The organism is Salinivibrio costicola subsp. alcaliphilus, assembly GCF_001996185.1.
In the GTDB taxonomy this organism is placed as follows: domain Bacteria; phylum Pseudomonadota; class Gammaproteobacteria; order Enterobacterales; family Vibrionaceae; genus Salinivibrio; species Salinivibrio costicola.
On record NZ_MUFR01000017.1, the window covers coordinates 44,099 to 58,513 of the forward strand.

Annotated in this window: 16 protein-coding genes; 11 read left to right on the forward strand and 5 right to left on the reverse strand. The window is 49.8% G+C overall.

Annotation, left to right across the window (positions count from 1 at the left end; all coding sequences use genetic code 11):
- Positions 1 to 112: 112 nt before the first annotated feature.
- From pulA to BZJ21_RS07620, 6 genes are all read left to right on the forward strand, one after another.
- The gene (gene pulA / locus BZJ21_RS07595) at positions 113 to 3,022 is read left to right on the forward strand and encodes a pullulanase-type alpha-1,6-glucosidase (RefSeq protein WP_077669481.1); all 2,910 of its coding nucleotides are present in this window, start codon (positions 113 to 115) and stop codon (positions 3,020 to 3,022) included.
- Positions 3,023 to 3,124: 102 nt separating this feature from the next.
- Complete coding sequence (locus tag BZJ21_RS07600) at positions 3,125 to 4,054, forward strand: DUF368 domain-containing protein (protein WP_033379293.1); 930 nt, start codon at positions 3,125 to 3,127, stop codon at positions 4,052 to 4,054.
- 3 nt (positions 4,055 to 4,057) lie between these two features.
- Entirely contained in the window at positions 4,058 to 4,552 is a 495-nt protein-coding gene (locus BZJ21_RS07605) for a hypothetical protein (RefSeq protein ID WP_077461356.1), read from the forward strand.
- On the forward strand, positions 4,552 to 5,139 hold the full coding sequence (locus BZJ21_RS07610; RefSeq protein WP_077669482.1) for an SCO family protein: 588 nt from the start codon (positions 4,552 to 4,554) through the stop codon (positions 5,137 to 5,139). The genes BZJ21_RS07605 and BZJ21_RS07610 overlap by 1 nt, the downstream gene beginning before the upstream one ends.
- 2 nt (positions 5,140 to 5,141) lie before the next feature.
- Positions 5,142 to 5,603 (forward strand): copper chaperone PCu(A)C, encoded by a 462-nt coding sequence (locus BZJ21_RS07615; protein ID WP_077669483.1) that lies wholly within the window; start codon positions 5,142 to 5,144, stop codon positions 5,601 to 5,603.
- A gap of 207 nt (positions 5,604 to 5,810) precedes the next feature.
- The gene (locus tag BZJ21_RS07620) at positions 5,811 to 6,056 is read left to right on the forward strand and encodes an Lpp/OprI family alanine-zipper lipoprotein (RefSeq protein ID WP_021023886.1); all 246 of its coding nucleotides are present in this window, start codon (positions 5,811 to 5,813) and stop codon (positions 6,054 to 6,056) included.
- 87 nt (positions 6,057 to 6,143) lie between these two features.
- Here BZJ21_RS07620 and BZJ21_RS07625 read toward each other — a convergent pair whose 3' ends face one another.
- A complete protein-coding gene (locus tag BZJ21_RS07625) occupies positions 6,144 to 7,214 on the reverse strand; it encodes a L,D-transpeptidase family protein (protein ID WP_077669495.1) in 1,071 nt (356 codons plus the stop codon).
- Between the two features lie 362 nt (positions 7,215 to 7,576).
- On the opposite strand from BZJ21_RS07625, the gene BZJ21_RS07630 reads away from it, so the two are divergent.
- Complete coding sequence (locus BZJ21_RS07630) at positions 7,577 to 8,227, forward strand: hypothetical protein (protein ID WP_077669484.1); 651 nt, start codon at positions 7,577 to 7,579, stop codon at positions 8,225 to 8,227.
- Here the strand turns inward: BZJ21_RS07630 and BZJ21_RS07635 are convergent.
- Positions 8,224 to 9,921, reverse strand: coding sequence for an SgrR family transcriptional regulator (locus BZJ21_RS07635; RefSeq protein ID WP_077669485.1), 1,698 nt, complete (start codon positions 9,919 to 9,921; stop codon positions 8,224 to 8,226). The two genes, BZJ21_RS07630 and BZJ21_RS07635, sit on opposite strands and share 4 nt — an antisense overlap.
- A gap of 209 nt (positions 9,922 to 10,130) precedes the next feature.
- Here BZJ21_RS07635 and BZJ21_RS07640 point away from each other — a divergent pair, with 209 nt between their 5' ends.
- A complete protein-coding gene (locus BZJ21_RS07640) occupies positions 10,131 to 10,646 on the forward strand; it encodes a hypothetical protein (RefSeq protein WP_077669486.1) in 516 nt (171 codons plus the stop codon).
- A 77-nt stretch (positions 10,647 to 10,723) separates the two neighbouring features.
- On the opposite strand, the gene BZJ21_RS07645 is transcribed toward BZJ21_RS07640, so the two are convergent.
- Positions 10,724 to 10,954 (reverse strand): DUF3820 family protein, encoded by a 231-nt coding sequence (locus BZJ21_RS07645; protein ID WP_077647345.1) that lies wholly within the window; start codon positions 10,952 to 10,954, stop codon positions 10,724 to 10,726.
- A 17-nt stretch (positions 10,955 to 10,971) separates the two neighbouring features.
- Positions 10,972 to 11,511: an NUDIX hydrolase gene (locus tag BZJ21_RS07650; protein WP_077669487.1), complete on the reverse strand. Its 540-nt coding sequence runs from the start codon at positions 11,509 to 11,511 to the stop codon at positions 10,972 to 10,974.
- 184 nt (positions 11,512 to 11,695) lie between these two features.
- Here BZJ21_RS07650 and BZJ21_RS07655 point away from each other — a divergent pair, with 184 nt between their 5' ends.
- From BZJ21_RS07655 to BZJ21_RS07665, 3 genes are all read left to right on the forward strand, one after another.
- On the forward strand, positions 11,696 to 12,847 hold the full coding sequence (locus tag BZJ21_RS07655) for an HD-GYP domain-containing protein (RefSeq protein ID WP_077669488.1): 1,152 nt from the start codon (positions 11,696 to 11,698) through the stop codon (positions 12,845 to 12,847).
- Positions 12,848 to 12,980: 133 nt separating this feature from the next.
- Positions 12,981 to 13,412, forward strand: coding sequence for a DUF3010 family protein (locus BZJ21_RS07660; protein ID WP_077461364.1), 432 nt, complete (start codon positions 12,981 to 12,983; stop codon positions 13,410 to 13,412).
- Between the two features lie 22 nt (positions 13,413 to 13,434).
- Positions 13,435 to 13,962, forward strand: coding sequence for a methylated-DNA--[protein]-cysteine S-methyltransferase (locus tag BZJ21_RS07665; protein WP_077669489.1), 528 nt, complete (start codon positions 13,435 to 13,437; stop codon positions 13,960 to 13,962).
- Here the strand turns inward: BZJ21_RS07665 and BZJ21_RS07670 are convergent, their stop codons facing one another.
- Positions 13,963 to 14,391 carry a GNAT family N-acetyltransferase gene (locus BZJ21_RS07670; protein ID WP_021022999.1) on the reverse strand — a complete coding sequence of 143 codons (429 nt, stop codon included), beginning with the start codon at positions 14,389 to 14,391 and terminating at the stop codon, positions 13,963 to 13,965.
- Positions 14,392 to 14,415: the final 24 nt, after the last annotated feature.

Genomic DNA, 14,415 nt, shown 5'->3' on the forward strand with positions numbered 1-14,415 from the left:
GAATTATCAAAAAATTCTCTCATCGATGTACTGAGTTATAGCGCGATCACAGTTGGTGCAATTCACTTCTCAGTAAGCTTGACCTCCCTACAAAACATTAAAGGTCAACCTGATGAACCCTCCGTTAAAAAAACATCCTCTTGCACTGCCTTTTACGATTGCCTCGGCGATTGTATTAACAGGCTGTCAATTGAATGACGATAACCCTGATGTCGATACCAACATCGATACCAGCCCAACCCCCAGCGTTCGTGATGCGGGCACCAGCGATGCCAGTGTGCTATTTGCTGACGCCGATACCCTGCTCACTCATCAAACCCACGCCACCTCGCTGACCTTGTATTACTCCGCCGATGGCACGATGCGCTATAACCCAGACACGCAGCAGGTGGAAAACGCCACCGCGAGTGTCGAGTCTACCCTTGCCACCCGCGATAATTGGCAGGCATCGTTTCCCCATTTGCAAGGTAACGTCAAAGGGTTCGATTTTGACTTTGTTAGCGCCGATATCGCGCTGAAGCAATGGCTTAAAGGACAGCTTCTCGCTATCGCCAAAGACGGTGATACCGTATTAACCGCAACCGATGTGCAACCGGCCCGCGCGCTCGATGCCTTGTACGCAGAACACGCCGAAAAACTTAACTATGGGGCCATCCCTGACGCTGGACACACTGAGTTTCGCCTCTGGGCCCCTACCGCACAGCAAGTCTCGCTGGTGCCCTATCAATCGGCGAGCGAACAAAACGCGCCCAAACAGCGCCAAACGCCCATTAAAATGGATTTCGACGCCGAGTCGGGAAGCTGGCATGTCGCCACCACTGCGCTAAACCACGGCGACTATTACCGTTATCAACTGTCGGTCTATCACCCTGAAACACATCGCATCGAGCGTCTCGAAGTCACGGACCCTTATTCACATAGCTTGTCGACCAACTCCAGCTATTCACAGGTGGTCGATCTGAATGCGCCCGCGCTTAAACCCAGTGGTTGGGATACGCTGAGTGCGCCTCACTCGCAGCAAAATCCCGCCAACAGTGTGATTTATGAGGCGCACGTGCGTGATTTTTCCGCGCTCGATCAATCCACTCCCCAAAACCTGCGCGGCAAGTACCTTGCTTTTACACAAAACACCACTGAGCCAGTCAAACACTTAACCGCGCTCGCGCAATCTGGGGTCACTCACTTACACCTGCTCCCCGTATTTGACATTGCCTCCATCAACGAGGACGCGGCGCAGCGTATCGATGTCACCGACCGCTTCTCCGCGCTATGTGACAAAGCACCCTCGCTAAAAGATACCCCGAGGCTGGCCAGTGAGTGCGACAACAATCAAACCATCCAAGCGGCATTAACGGATTTAGCCGCCCAAGACAGTGCTGATACCCCCTATGTGCAAACGGTAATGGCGGCGATGCGTCAATACGACAGCTTTAACTGGGGTTACGATCCTTTCCATTACACCGTGCCCGAAGGCAGTTATGCGACCGAGCCTGAAGGCACCGCGCGTATCCTCGAGTTTCGTAAAATGATCATGGCCATCAAACAAAATATCGGCATGAATGTGGTGATGGACGTGGTCTACAACCACACCCACCAAGCAGGCTTAGGGTCCTATTCTGTGCTGAATAAAGTCGTACCTTGGTATTATCAGCGCCTTAACCCCGTTACTGGGGACGTTGAGCAATCCACTTGCTGCTCAAACACCGCACCTGAGCATCGTATGTTTGCCAAACTGATCGATGACTCGGTTGCCACTTGGGTGAAAGACTACAAAATCGATGCCTTCCGTTGGGATTTGATGGGGCATCACCCATTAGCGCAGATTGAGCATACGCTAGACGTTGCCCGCGATATCAACCCAGATGTGTATTTCTATGGTGAAGGTTGGAACTTCGGTGAAGTCGCCAACGATCGCCAGTTTGTCCAAGCCACCCAAGCAAACCTGGCAGGCACAGGTATTGGCTCATTTTCTGACCGACTTCGGGATGCGGTTCGTGGCGGCGGTCCGTTCGATGGTGGCGAGTCTCTGCGCAAAAACCAAGGTTTTGGTAATGGTCAATGGGTCACCCCTAATGATTTACAACAGCAAAACAGCGGGGAAAGAGCCAGTGCCCCGCATAATGCCGATCTAGTTCGTTTGGGTATGGCGGGTAACTTAAAAGATTTTCAGTTACAGATTGCCAATGGTAATGTCGTGCGCGGTGACGAGGTCGATTACAACGGTCAACCGGCTGGCTACGCGCAAGATGCTTGGGAGGTTCAAAACTATGTCTCCAAGCACGACAACCAAACCTTGTGGGATAACCATCAATACAAATTCCCTTACGCGATGCCGCTTGCGACACGCGTCCGCGCCCAAGCCGTGTCACTCTCCACTGCACTACTGGGACAAGGGGTGCCTTTTATTCACATGGGCAGCGAGCTGCTTCGTTCAAAATCCATGCAGCGTGACTCGTACGACTCGGGCGATTGGTATAACCGCGTCGACTTTACCCGACAAACCACGCAGTGGGATCAAGGGCTGCCGCGTGAAGATAAAGACGGCTACAACTGGCCGATGATTGAAACCGTGATTGCCAACCACAACAGCGAGGCCAAACCAACACCACAGGCAATCAGCAACATGGACAGCTACTTTAATGAGCTGGTGGCACTACGTATGTCATCAGGGCTGTTCCACTTAGGCCAAGGCAGTGTGATCAACCAACGTGTCAGCTTTCACAACACCGGCGTCTCACAAAAGCCGGGGCTAATTGTGATGCAAATTGATAACAGTGGCAGTCTGCACGACAGCACAATTGATGCAACGCGTGACGGGATTATCGTCGCGATCAATGCCTCAGGCGCGGCGGTCAATGACTTTGATAACATCAACGCCACCGGCTATCAGCTTCACAGCTTACAAGCCAATGCGAGCAACGGCTCGATAGCGTATAACCAACAGGCCGCTCAAGTGACCAACGGCAAACTCACCGTACCCGCTTGGTCCGTCGCCGTGTTCGAGAAACCTCATCAACCTTAACCCTCATTGGGGGAGTATTGCTCCCCCTTTTTAATCAGCTCTATCCCGCGCGATTCATCTCGGTATAATGCAGCCCTTAGCTTTTTATCGATGAATGGCATTATGGTCAAAAATCTGGTCTCAACCTATCTGAAAGGGATAGCAATGGGCGCCGCTGACGTCGTTCCTGGCGTATCTGGCGGCACCATCGCGTTTATTACTGGCATCTATACACTATTGCTGGAAAGTATTCGGCGTATTACCCCGAGCTTGTTCTCGCTTTGGCGGCGCAAGGGCTTAAAGGCCGTATGGCAACACATCAATGGCACCTTTTTGTGTGTGTTATTAGCCGGAATTTTAAGCAGTATCGCAGGTTTAGCGAAGGGCATTAGTTGGATGCTGGCCAACCATCCCATCCCTCTGTGGTCGTTTTTCTTTGGTCTTATCATTGCGTCAGCACTGCATATCGCCAAACAGCTCCCCGCCCCTAAAATCACGCTAAGAACGGTACTCGCCGCGCTTATCGGTATCGGCTTTGCGTATTGGATCACCGTCGCTAATCCGTTGCAATTGACAGCCAGCCCTCTCACCGTCTTTTTATCCGGCGCCATTGCCATATGCGCCATGATTCTACCTGGGATCTCGGGCAGCTTTATACTGTTACTGCTCGGCATGTATAGCCCGATTCTAGACGCGGTACATCAAGGCCAATGGGATATGCTCGGCTTACTCGCCTTGGGTGCCATCGTCGGCTTATTGAGTTTTTCTCATTTACTGTCCTGGTTATTAGAGCGTTTTTATGCAGTAACACTCGCCTTCCTTACCGGTTTAATGTTAGGCACATTGGGTAAAATTTGGCCTTGGAAACATACTCTTACCTGGCGGACTAACTCATCGGGTGAACAAGTCCCTTTGATGCAAGATAACCTTCTACCGGGCGCGTACGAGGCAATCGTGGGACATCCGGCACAAGTTGGCCTCGCGGTGATTGCCATGATTACGGGCTTTGTGCTGGTATTGCTGTTGGAGCGCTTCTCGCCTAAACAGGACTAAACCATGAATGTTTCATCCTCACGCATGCCCGTGAGTCGCCGTTTATTGATCCCCGCCAGTATCATTATGCTGGTGGCGCTTGCGTTTTTTACGCCAACTTGGCTAACCACTTTTGTTGAAAGTGAAAACAGCCCGGCATCCGCATCAACACACTCATCCGTGCTAACAGATGCGTGCGTGCTCAATCAGCAGACTTGCCAGTATAAAGGCTACCAAGCATCACTCGCTGAGCCGACGGTGCGCCCTATGAATGCAAATAGACTGACGGTCATCAGCCCTGAACCACTCGCGCGAGATACCTTACTGGTCAAGCTCAAAGGCGTGGAGATGAACATGGGTGAGTACCGGCTTGCGCTCAAAAAAACTGATGAGCAAACCTACCAAGGAGAATTAATGTTGCCCGTCTGCACAGAAGATAGCATGACATGGGTAGGCACGATTACGCTTGATAACGAAGCAAAAAACCATTTCCCCATTAAAGTACGCATGGAGCGATAATGAGTAAAAAAGCTTGGCTAGTCGCCATTATTGCCGTTTGTGTTGGCTTAGGCGCACGCGCCCTTTATGACAATTACCAACAAACACAACAACAAGCGCAAGCTGGCGCGTTGCAGTCCGATGGGCAGCCTTTCAACCTATATAATGTTGACGATCCCCGACCAAGGATTGTTTATTTCGGCTACACCCATTGCCCTGATGTATGTCCAACATCACTTGCGGTTTTGTCGGCGGCATTAAAGTCGCTGCCAGAGTCGACGCAAAAGGCGGTATCGCCTGTATTTATCACGCTGGATCCAAAACGTGATACCAGCGAAAAAGCCGCCGAGTACGCGCATTTTTTCCATCCTCTAATCACAGGCGTCAGCGGCTCCAGGGCGCAAATTGATCAACTTGCGAAACGCTATGGTGTGTTGTACCGCATTACCGAGCTGGAAGACTCTGCCATGGACTACGCCGTTGACCATAGCTCTTTTTTCTACTTTCTCTCGCCTGATGGCGAGCTTTTGGAAAAAATCCCACACACCTTAAACCCCGACATGCTGGTCGCCGCCGTTCAACGGGTAACTGATAACGATAAGGAATAACAATGAAATCTCTCAAGCCTTTTATTGCCGCTATTGCTTTTATACTGGCTCCCCTAGCGCATGCGCATGGCGAATTTTTTCTTCATGATGCTTATGCGCGCGCGAGTGCTCCTGGTGCGCCCAACAGTGCGGCCTTTATGGTGTTGGATAACCAAAGTAAGGTGCTAAAACGAGTGGTGAGCGCCAGCACACCAGCCGCCAAACGGGTTGAACTGCATGAACACGCCATGGTGGATGGCATGATGGAAATGCGTCAAATCGCGCAAATTTTAGTGCCGAAGGGCGAGCAAGTTATTCTAAAGCCGGGGGGCTTGCATGTGATGCTCTTTGACTTGGTAAAACCTTTAGAGGTTGGGGAACATATTTCACTGACATTAACCACCGCTGATGGCCACACGCTAACCAAGCAAATTCCGGTAAAAACCGTCATGGCTGGCATGAAACATCACAGCGGTAGCGAATAAGAGGCAGTAACGGCGGCCGCAAGATTGTACAAAAAATAGCCAAAAAAGGCGAAAGCGGTCATCTCGTGTTAACTGCGTCAAGGTATGATAGCTAAGTGAAGGGTTGGCAAGCAAAATCTCTTGTTAGCGTCTAAGGTTAGGTGTGGTCACGTCTAAGCGTGATACTTCTAACGTTATGACGATTTTAAACAACAGTCGAGGTTATCTATGAAAATCCGTCCAATGGCTCTAGCTGCGGTCGTATCAAGTGTTTTATTGATGGGCTGTACCAATACCACCGCATTACAACAAAGCGTCAATGATTTATCGGCAAAGGTCGACGCGCTCTCCAATGACGTTTCAATGATGAAAAATGACGTTAGTGAGACGAAAAACACATCAGGCATGGCCTATGATGAAGCCAAACGTGCGAATAAGCGCATTGATAATATGGCGCAGTCATACACAAAATAAGCTTTTAACAACGCTTACTCATCGTTGAAATAAATAGACGCCAAATCGGTAAGCTATCTTAACAAACGGCGCACGATGCGCCGTTTGTTATTTTTTGACTCCAGGGCGATTGACTGACGGGACGAACGTATCTGCTTGAGACGTTGATTGTTGTTCTATTTGTCGCCACATTTTCTGTTGTGCTGACGTGAGAGAAGCCACCTCAATCGGGAGCCCCTCTTGTACCACTAAAGCCGCTCGGTAACGCTGTGTTGACAGGCCAAAGTGCTTAAATAAAGATAAAATCCTTGGATCCGGTGCTCGGGTGATGCGTTTATCCGCCTCATCAAGCGTGTCAGAAAGCGGGCGATGCGCCTCAACCATTACACGTCCATCAGGCTCAAGACTCACTTTGGTCGGTGTATCAATAATACGCACAGGCGTACGAACATCCACGGCATCAAATAACCAAGCAATGTCATTCGGCCGCAAGCGAATACAGCCTGCACTGACCCGTAAGCCAATCCCAAACGATTTATTGGTCCCGTGGATTAAATACTCACCATGCCCATAACCCAAGCGTAACGCATGCTTACCCAGGGGGTTATCAGGGCCGGCGGGTACCACATCGGGCAAGCTGATTCCGCGCGTTTGTCGGTATTCATCTCTAATGCTCTGAGGCGGGGTCCATGTCGGATTTTTTCGCTTTTGACTAATGAAGGTATCCATTTTTGGCGTATTTCGCCCAATCCGTCCAATACCAATGGGAAAGATATGAACACGCCTACCGGTGTTTTTTTCTGTCGATGAAATAGGCTCTCCGGTTTCGGTAACCGCGGCATCCTGCGCGGGAAAGTAATAAAGGCGAAGCTCAGCCAAGTTAATCACAATCCCTTCATGGGGCGGTTTCGGCAATAAGTACTGCTGAGGTAAACGTATCAAGGCGCCCGCTTCAGGTAAGTAGGGATCCACACCTGGGTTCAGCGCCAATAGCGCTAAAAAACCGACATTATACTGTTTGGCAATGGCTTCAAGGTGTTCGCCCTCTTCAACCTGATGTGTTTCAAGGGATCCGACTAACCGACTTCCGTCCGTGGGTAACAGGTAACTCGCAGCCTGTCCGGTGGGTATATAAAGTATCAACAGCAGCAACCCTACCCGTGTCGAGAGCCGAATCATTGGCCCACGCATCGATAGGCAGTGACTAAAAATAAACACGCGCTCCAGCTGCTCCTTGATATTCACGCTTGGTTTTCCTCTCAATACCGATGACACCCGTCTATCTATCAATAACTTCAAACCCCTGTTTCTCACCAACCTAACACCAAATAGGCTCGCAACAAAAAGCAAATTCTTGCCGGACCTAGGTGCTGCAAGCCGGTCGTTAGCCGCTGGCGTAAAATGGTATACGATGAGAAAGTGCGCACAAAGTAGCGTTTCTCGCTGATTTTTTAGGTGATTTAAGTGATATACTACATACTTTGAACTGGGCGATTTGGCCACAAACGCTGTGTCGATGTTTTGGTAGGAGTAAAACGTTTTTGTTAGATGATCTGGTCTCGCTGGCACTGCGCCAGTTTCAGCAAGATTGTGTCAAGCTGTGCGAACATCACTATCCGACAGTTCACAATCGAGGCATGCGCGATACGCATATGGGTAAAGCGTTAGCGCGTCGCTTGATGCGTGTGCTTGAAGCGCATGATAGACCGGCACAGTTTCATCTTCTCGACGACACTCGCCCTCATAGCCAGACCGTGTACAAACTCCAGTTAGATGACAGCGCGATTTATATCCTTGCGCACCGCTTACTTAGTGGCAATAATGCCTGTCGAGACGCGTTAGTTCGTGATGTAGCTTGGCTACTCAACAACGGTATCACTGACCCTTCTGAGCCTGGACGCGTGATCATTGTGAGCGATCACTGGATTGACCGGACGAACGCGAGTAAAGCCGTTCCCTCATGGTGGTTAGGCCACCAGCCCATTCATGCCGATGCCTATCGAGCGCAAGGTATTCGCCTCGTATCTGCAACCACTAGCCTCTCAGATGCCATTTCTCCCCTCGGGTTAACCGAAGGACGCTATCGTATCTTTCATCCTCTATTTCGGATAAAAGACAGCCTACCACTGCACAAATACTTGCTCATGACAGCGACTTTTTCGCTTGGCATCGAAGAGCACACGACGGTTTAACCGGGCTTGTGCCATATCGATTTAAAGTCAAACCACCCGACGGCATTAGACGCGACATCTTGTAAATCTGGCGTCGCCATGACTCCCATCCAAATATGGAATAAGGGGATCATCTGGTGTTCAACCAGGCAACGAGCCAAGGTTTCAGCACAATGATCATCTTGTGTTTCACGCCAACGTTGTGTTTCTGTCTCTATCTTGGTAACAAGCGCATCCGTACAGGCATGTAACACCAAATCATGCGTACCAAGCCAGTTGAATAACCCAACCTGTCCGCGCTCACCGAAGCTCATCGCGCCCAACCAAATATCAATTTTGCGACTGTAACGACCACTAAAATATTCCGCCGGAGATAGCGCTAAAACATTCACCGTGATGCCCTCTTCAGACAAATGTTTGGTTATGGCTTGCGCAATCAACGGGTATAAGGGGTGGTCTGATAAATACGCGACTGTCAAAGAGGTCGGGCCCGGCGCGGTCAGCTCACGCTCCGCTTGCACATAATGCATCCAGCCTGGCATTAATCCATACGCGTTGAATAATCGATACTCCCCCATGCCGTGCGCGGCTAAGCGTGGTAGCAGTTGCAGCGATGACAACTTGGCGTGTAAGTATTCTCGCCACGCTGGCTGTTTGGCGAGCCCATCGCGACAATTAAGCAACAGATATCCGGCCCCCTGATCCATTTCGAGTTTTTGACTCAACGTCGTCTGATGACTTGCCAGTCGCTCGGGTGTGAGCGTGGTACTTGGTGTGAGATAACACATGGCTGCTTCGTCGAATACCATAATTTGGATCTCATCGGTCAGTGCGCGATAGCCGAAGTAATCGTCAAATGCTTCCAGCACCAAACGATGCGCTTGCCGTTCAGCCACGCGATACGGGCCTGTCCCCACAGGCTGATAGGCAAATTGCTTATCATGATCACAATCAGCAGGGAGAATTAAAGCTTCAGGGAGGGTGAGCGCATGAACGAAAAGAGGATCCGGGCAAGAGAGATGAATATCAATCATTCTTGGCCCAGGTGATGTCACACTTGCCACATGGGCGAAAAAGCGCCGAGTCGCGAGGTTGGAAAGACTAGCAATGACATCATGCTCCGTCATCAAGCGCCCATCATGGAACCGGACACCCGGTCGTAAGTAAAAGCGCCATTGGCTTGCGGATATGGCATCCCAATGATGCGCTAAATCGGCAACGACAATGCGATCATTGCCCCGATAGCGCACTAGGCCGTTAAATATTTGTCCCACCAAGTGCTGTTCTGAGCGGCGCAGTGGTCCACGTGGATCAAGTTCTTCTAATTGACGGTAATAAGGCAAACGCACAATTTGACGGCCATTTTGCGTACTCGGCCCCATTTGCTTTTGAATCAAGGTGACCAGCTTGGTGGAATCGTGATCCAAGCAGGCTAAAGCCTGATCGATTTTACCTTGTGTAAGCCATTGCGCCGCCTGCTCTTCGCGCAATGCCGATTCACTGCGTAAAAAGGTTAAACGTGACAACTTGCCTCGCCCAACAGAGGGTTGCCATGTTAACCAACCATGCTCCTCTAACTTACTCAAGACCATCCGCGCATTGCGCCGCGTGCACACGAGGATGTCGGCGATCGCTTGTAACGCTGTATCTGTATCTTCGCCGTTAAAGTGGTGATAAAGGCGGGTAAATTGTGCACGCAGTCGCTGACCAGACATAAAAGAGGAACTCAATCATCGAAATAAATGGGATTTCTATTTCCTATTTTACGCAACTCAGCACATGACGTCTGCTCATATTTAAATCACTCACACTTAAGCTGTGATCTCTAGCAGGCTATATTGGCGGGCATTGGCGAGGGGCGGTTTGTTCTAGACGCCGACTCGGTTATGATACGTTTCCTTTGTAGGCAATGAAAAGGGTGTTTATGAACGCGCCGGCAATTATTTCCCATTTTGATATCAAACAACGTTGGATGGCTTGTCATGTCAAACAAGCTCAGTTTCCAACCCAAGAAAGCCTCACCGGCTATGATATCTATCACGCCGCCACTCAGTCACCTGAACCCTTCGTTATGCCTGCGGCCCCAGCCACTCATCCATTAACGCTTTACTGGGTTGATAGCCATCCACTAATGATCCAATACGCCAAGCTTCAAGCCAAACAGTGGCCAGAATCAGATCATGCAAACATGCTGGCATACTTCGCACAATTAGCGCTTCAAGATGGCGTAGAAGTCGCTGAGGCCGGCGTTTCTTTATGCATTGGCACCCAAAATGGTGAAACCTGCGCCGCCGCCATGCGGGTCGACACTCAAGAAAACGGCCAGCCGATAAGCGGTATTTATGATCTGATTGCACCCAGTGACGACGCCCGCGCACAACTTCTACGCGCAATGATGGATAAGACAGACGACAACCGCCAATGGGTGATTGCGCGTTAAGCAATCATGACACATTGAGTGTTACTTTCGTCGCGATTGTACCTACTGCATCAACGACTCGATATTTTGATTGATGCTCATCTTGGTGTTTTATCATGGCGTATCAAAGGCTTAACGACGCTGTCTAAGCCTTCGACCTTGAGTGCCAAGCACAATTGCATCAAGTCACCGAGCTCGCCGTCGGGGAATTCCGCTTTGTTTTGAAACCACAGCAAGTATTCTTCAGGCAGATCAATCAATACACGGCCGGCGTATTTGCCAAACGGCATGGGCATATTGGCCAATTTAATCAGTTGCGCTTTGTCCATGAAGCGATCCTACCCGATTACGCTGTGGCTTGCTGGGTGCTATCACGTTGCTGAGCAATCATCTCAAGGAGCATGGTTTCTCGTACCAACGATTGGCCCGCTTTGTCGCTGTTTGCCATCACCGCTTTGTTATGCGCAATCGCGTGATTCAAACGTACCCATACCGGGCGCATCCCATTATGTCGCTCATAATGTTCAAATGTCGGCGTTCCAAGCTCACGATCCACCTGGCAATAAAAACAGTAAGAGAGCATGTGCATCACATCGGCGCCGTCGCGATACCAAGGACGATATTCCTCAAAACAGCCAAACGGTTCAATATCCCGGATACCTCGGGCACCCGTCTCTTCTTGCAGTTCGCGGATCATGCCTTGCTCTTGGGTTTCCCCTTGGTCAATTCCGCCACCTGGCAGTGAATAATCATCATAGCGTGCGGTATACATCAGTAAGATCTCATCACCCTGCAAAACAATCGCGCGTGCTGCATCACGCTTGATAACGGTTTTACTCTCTAGCGGTAGCACCCGCTCATCGGTATGTTTGGCAATAATCTGCATAAAACGCTCAGAAAGATAGATATTAAGCACGAGAGTATATCACACATAGCGCATCACAGAGCTACTGGTCTTGTCCGCACAGAAACTTAATTTTCTCCGCATTTAAATAGCGTAGGTACGCCCTTTGAGCGATACTGTTCCCGATATTCATATCAGGATGATGATGTAGGAAGGGCAATCTAGGATGTTGCAAAAAATTAGTATACAACAGCTAACCCTCGGCATGTATGTTGAACACATCGAAACTGAACACTCCCGCACACGCATGGCAAAGCCTGGCTATGTGCGTCGACCTGAAACGATTGAAAAGCTGCGTCAAAGTGGGGTGCAGCATATTTGGGTTGATGCGGACCAACTTTTAAACCTGGATGAGATCCACTACAAAGGCCCTTTGGTCAGAGGGAAGTATGCCGCGACAGGGGCGGATATGGAACAAGCCCGAGAATTAATCGATGCCTCAAAACAACAGCTTTGTCGGTTATTAAAAGATATCTACGCCAACAAGCCTATCGATATGGCCCCTATTGAGGATTTAGGGCTCAGTATTGTTGATAATATTTTTGAACGACAGCACGCCGTTGCCTGGATCAGTGGTATTCGAGATAAAAGTGCCTACTTGATGGAGCACTCGCTTAACGTCGCGTTTTTGCTGGTTAATTTTGGTAAGCATTTAGGATTCGATCACCATACTTTACAAGAGTTGGCTGTGGGTGGAATTGTGCACGATATTGGTAAAGTATTAGTTGCCGATGAGGTTTTGAATAAGCCTGGCAAACTGACCGCTGAAGAATTCGATCACATGAAGCTCCATCAGGTCTTTTCTCAACCGGTGTTAGACAGTATTCCCGATTTATCGCAAACCGCACGTGATGTCAGTTTGATGCATCATGAAAAGCTTGATGGCAATGGCTACCCTAACGGATTACAAGGTGAAGAAATACATACGATTGGCCGCATGAGTGGCATTGTCGATATCTATGATGCGCTCACCGCCGATCGTTGCTATAAGCGAGCCATGTCACCGTCAGAAGCGTTTAAAATCATGATGGGACTGACTCCGTTTCATTTGGATCCCACTTTGTTGCGTGCGTTTATTCAGTGTATTGGCTTTTATCCGATTGGTTCGTTAGTGGAACTTGTCGATGGGCGTATTGGTTTAGTGTGGCAAGAGAACCTTGATGACATCACGCGTCCAGTTGTGAAAACCTTCTACTCCGTGCGCAGTAACCATTTTCGCGAGGTGGAGTATATCGACTTGGGTAGGCGCCACGATCTGCGCATCGCACGCGCTACCAGTGAAGGGGCACTAGACATCTGTGTCGACGCATTTCGTTAATCCTGTGACGTCGCAGGCGCTTTTGCGTATACTGCCTCGCCTCAGTGACCATTTTGGCCAAAGGTTGTTTTGGCCAAAGGCTGTGTTTCACCAAAGACTGTGGCTTTGCTAAATAAACGATAGAGAGAAAACAATGAGAGTATGCGCGGTTGATCTAAAAGGCAACGAAGCCAACCTGGTATTGCTAGATAGCGAGAATGACCTTTTTTCGGTACCTGATTGTCGAGCAAAGAAAATCAATGTGCCATCACCCGAATCACAAGAAAGCATTCAACATTTCCACCGCACCATGAGCAAGCTGGTCGAAGACTATCAAGTAGAAACGATTGTGATCCGCGAGCGTCAAACTAAAGGTAAATTCGCCGGAAGCAGTGCGGGCTTTAAAATGGAAGCGGTCTTGCAGCTTATCGATGGGGTTGAAGCAGAAGTGCTGCCTAATAACATCATGAAGCAAACACTCAAACGCCACCCGATCGATGTCAATCTAAAAGAATTGGGCTTAAAGCAGTTTCAAGAGCATGCGTTTTTAACAGCCTGCGCCTATTGCAATCAAGATAAGAAATAATCATCGACCACAGGGATGTGTCATGCCAGTTATCCGATATCCATCGCCATTAGGCATGCTGACATTAGAAGCGGATACCAATGGGCTCACGGGGCTATACTTGCCTCGCCGAGCACCGTCATCCTCAGCGGCAAGCATCGCGCCCGACGGTGACCCCATACTGGATGAAGCATGCCGTCAACTAGATCAATATTTTGCAGGAAAGCGGCAGGCATTTTCTCTGCCACTTGCCCCGCATGGTACATCGTTTCAACGCCGCGTGTGGGCCGCTTTGCAAACCATTCCGTATGGGCACACTGCCAGCTATCAGACCATTTCCAATGCCATCGGCAATCCAAAAGCCAACCAAGCGGTGGGCGGTGCGAATGGCAAAAACCCGATTTCTATCATCATTCCTTGCCACCGTATCATTGGCCGCCAAGGGCAATTAATTGGCTACGGAGGCGGCCTCGCGGCCAAACAAGCCTTGTTAATCTGGGAAGCGACTGGCGAATGGCCAACCACGCTCCCCAGTCCGCAAAGTGGTAAAGAGAAAGCCTTTGGCGCGTGACTACGCCGCTAACGCTTTAATCAGTCGCTCTGGCGTGAGTTGAAAACCGCAGTGCAGGTAAAAGCTTTGCGCATCGGCTTTGTGATAACTCGGGACCACTTCAATCTGATCACACCCTCTTGCCAGTAAATAGGTCTCCGCGGCACTGAGTAACTGGCGGCCGAGGGTCATATCCCGAAAGTGCTCATCCACCATAATGGTGCTGATACGCCCTAAATGGTTGGATTTATCCAGTTGTAAGATCACGTTGAATGCCACCACGCCTGCCACCAATCCACATAGTTCTGCGACCAAGACATTAGCATCCTCTGCGTGAATCAAGTCGGTGAGCGTTTTCTTCATTTGACTCAACGAAAGGGGATCAGGCTGACAGCGCACACACAAGGCGCAAATGGCATCGATATCGTGAAGGGTTGCCGGTCTAATCATGGTGTCTTCCTTGGTTGCCGAGGG

Bases quoted from the DNA above. Each gene is read 5' to 3' on its own strand.
- pulA (WP_077669481.1), top strand. From the start codon at position 113: ATGAACCCTCCGTTAAAAAAACATCCTCTTGCACTGCCTTTTACGATT.
- BZJ21_RS07600 (WP_033379293.1), top strand. From the start codon at position 3,125: ATGGTCAAAAATCTGGTCTCAACCTATCTGAAAGGGATAGCAATGGGC.
- BZJ21_RS07605 (WP_077461356.1), top strand. From the start codon at position 4,058: ATGAATGTTTCATCCTCACGCATGCCCGTGAGTCGCCGTTTATTGATC.
- BZJ21_RS07610 (WP_077669482.1), top strand. From the start codon at position 4,552: ATGAGTAAAAAAGCTTGGCTAGTCGCCATTATTGCCGTTTGTGTTGGC.
- BZJ21_RS07615 (WP_077669483.1), top strand. From the start codon at position 5,142: ATGAAATCTCTCAAGCCTTTTATTGCCGCTATTGCTTTTATACTGGCT.
- BZJ21_RS07620 (WP_021023886.1), top strand. From the start codon at position 5,811: ATGAAAATCCGTCCAATGGCTCTAGCTGCGGTCGTATCAAGTGTTTTA.
- BZJ21_RS07625 (WP_077669495.1), bottom strand. From the start codon at position 7,214: ATGATTCGGCTCTCGACACGGGTAGGGTTGCTGCTGTTGATACTTTAT.
- BZJ21_RS07635 (WP_077669485.1), bottom strand. From the start codon at position 9,921: ATGTCTGGTCAGCGACTGCGTGCACAATTTACCCGCCTTTATCACCAC.
- BZJ21_RS07640 (WP_077669486.1), top strand. From the start codon at position 10,131: ATGAACGCGCCGGCAATTATTTCCCATTTTGATATCAAACAACGTTGG.
- BZJ21_RS07645 (WP_077647345.1), bottom strand. From the start codon at position 10,954: ATGGACAAAGCGCAACTGATTAAATTGGCCAATATGCCCATGCCGTTT.
- BZJ21_RS07650 (WP_077669487.1), bottom strand. From the start codon at position 11,511: ATGCAGATTATTGCCAAACATACCGATGAGCGGGTGCTACCGCTAGAG.
- BZJ21_RS07655 (WP_077669488.1), top strand. From the start codon at position 11,696: ATGTTGCAAAAAATTAGTATACAACAGCTAACCCTCGGCATGTATGTT.
- BZJ21_RS07660 (WP_077461364.1), top strand. From the start codon at position 12,981: ATGAGAGTATGCGCGGTTGATCTAAAAGGCAACGAAGCCAACCTGGTA.
- BZJ21_RS07665 (WP_077669489.1), top strand. From the start codon at position 13,435: ATGCCAGTTATCCGATATCCATCGCCATTAGGCATGCTGACATTAGAA.
- BZJ21_RS07670 (WP_021022999.1), bottom strand. From the start codon at position 14,391: ATGATTAGACCGGCAACCCTTCACGATATCGATGCCATTTGCGCCTTG.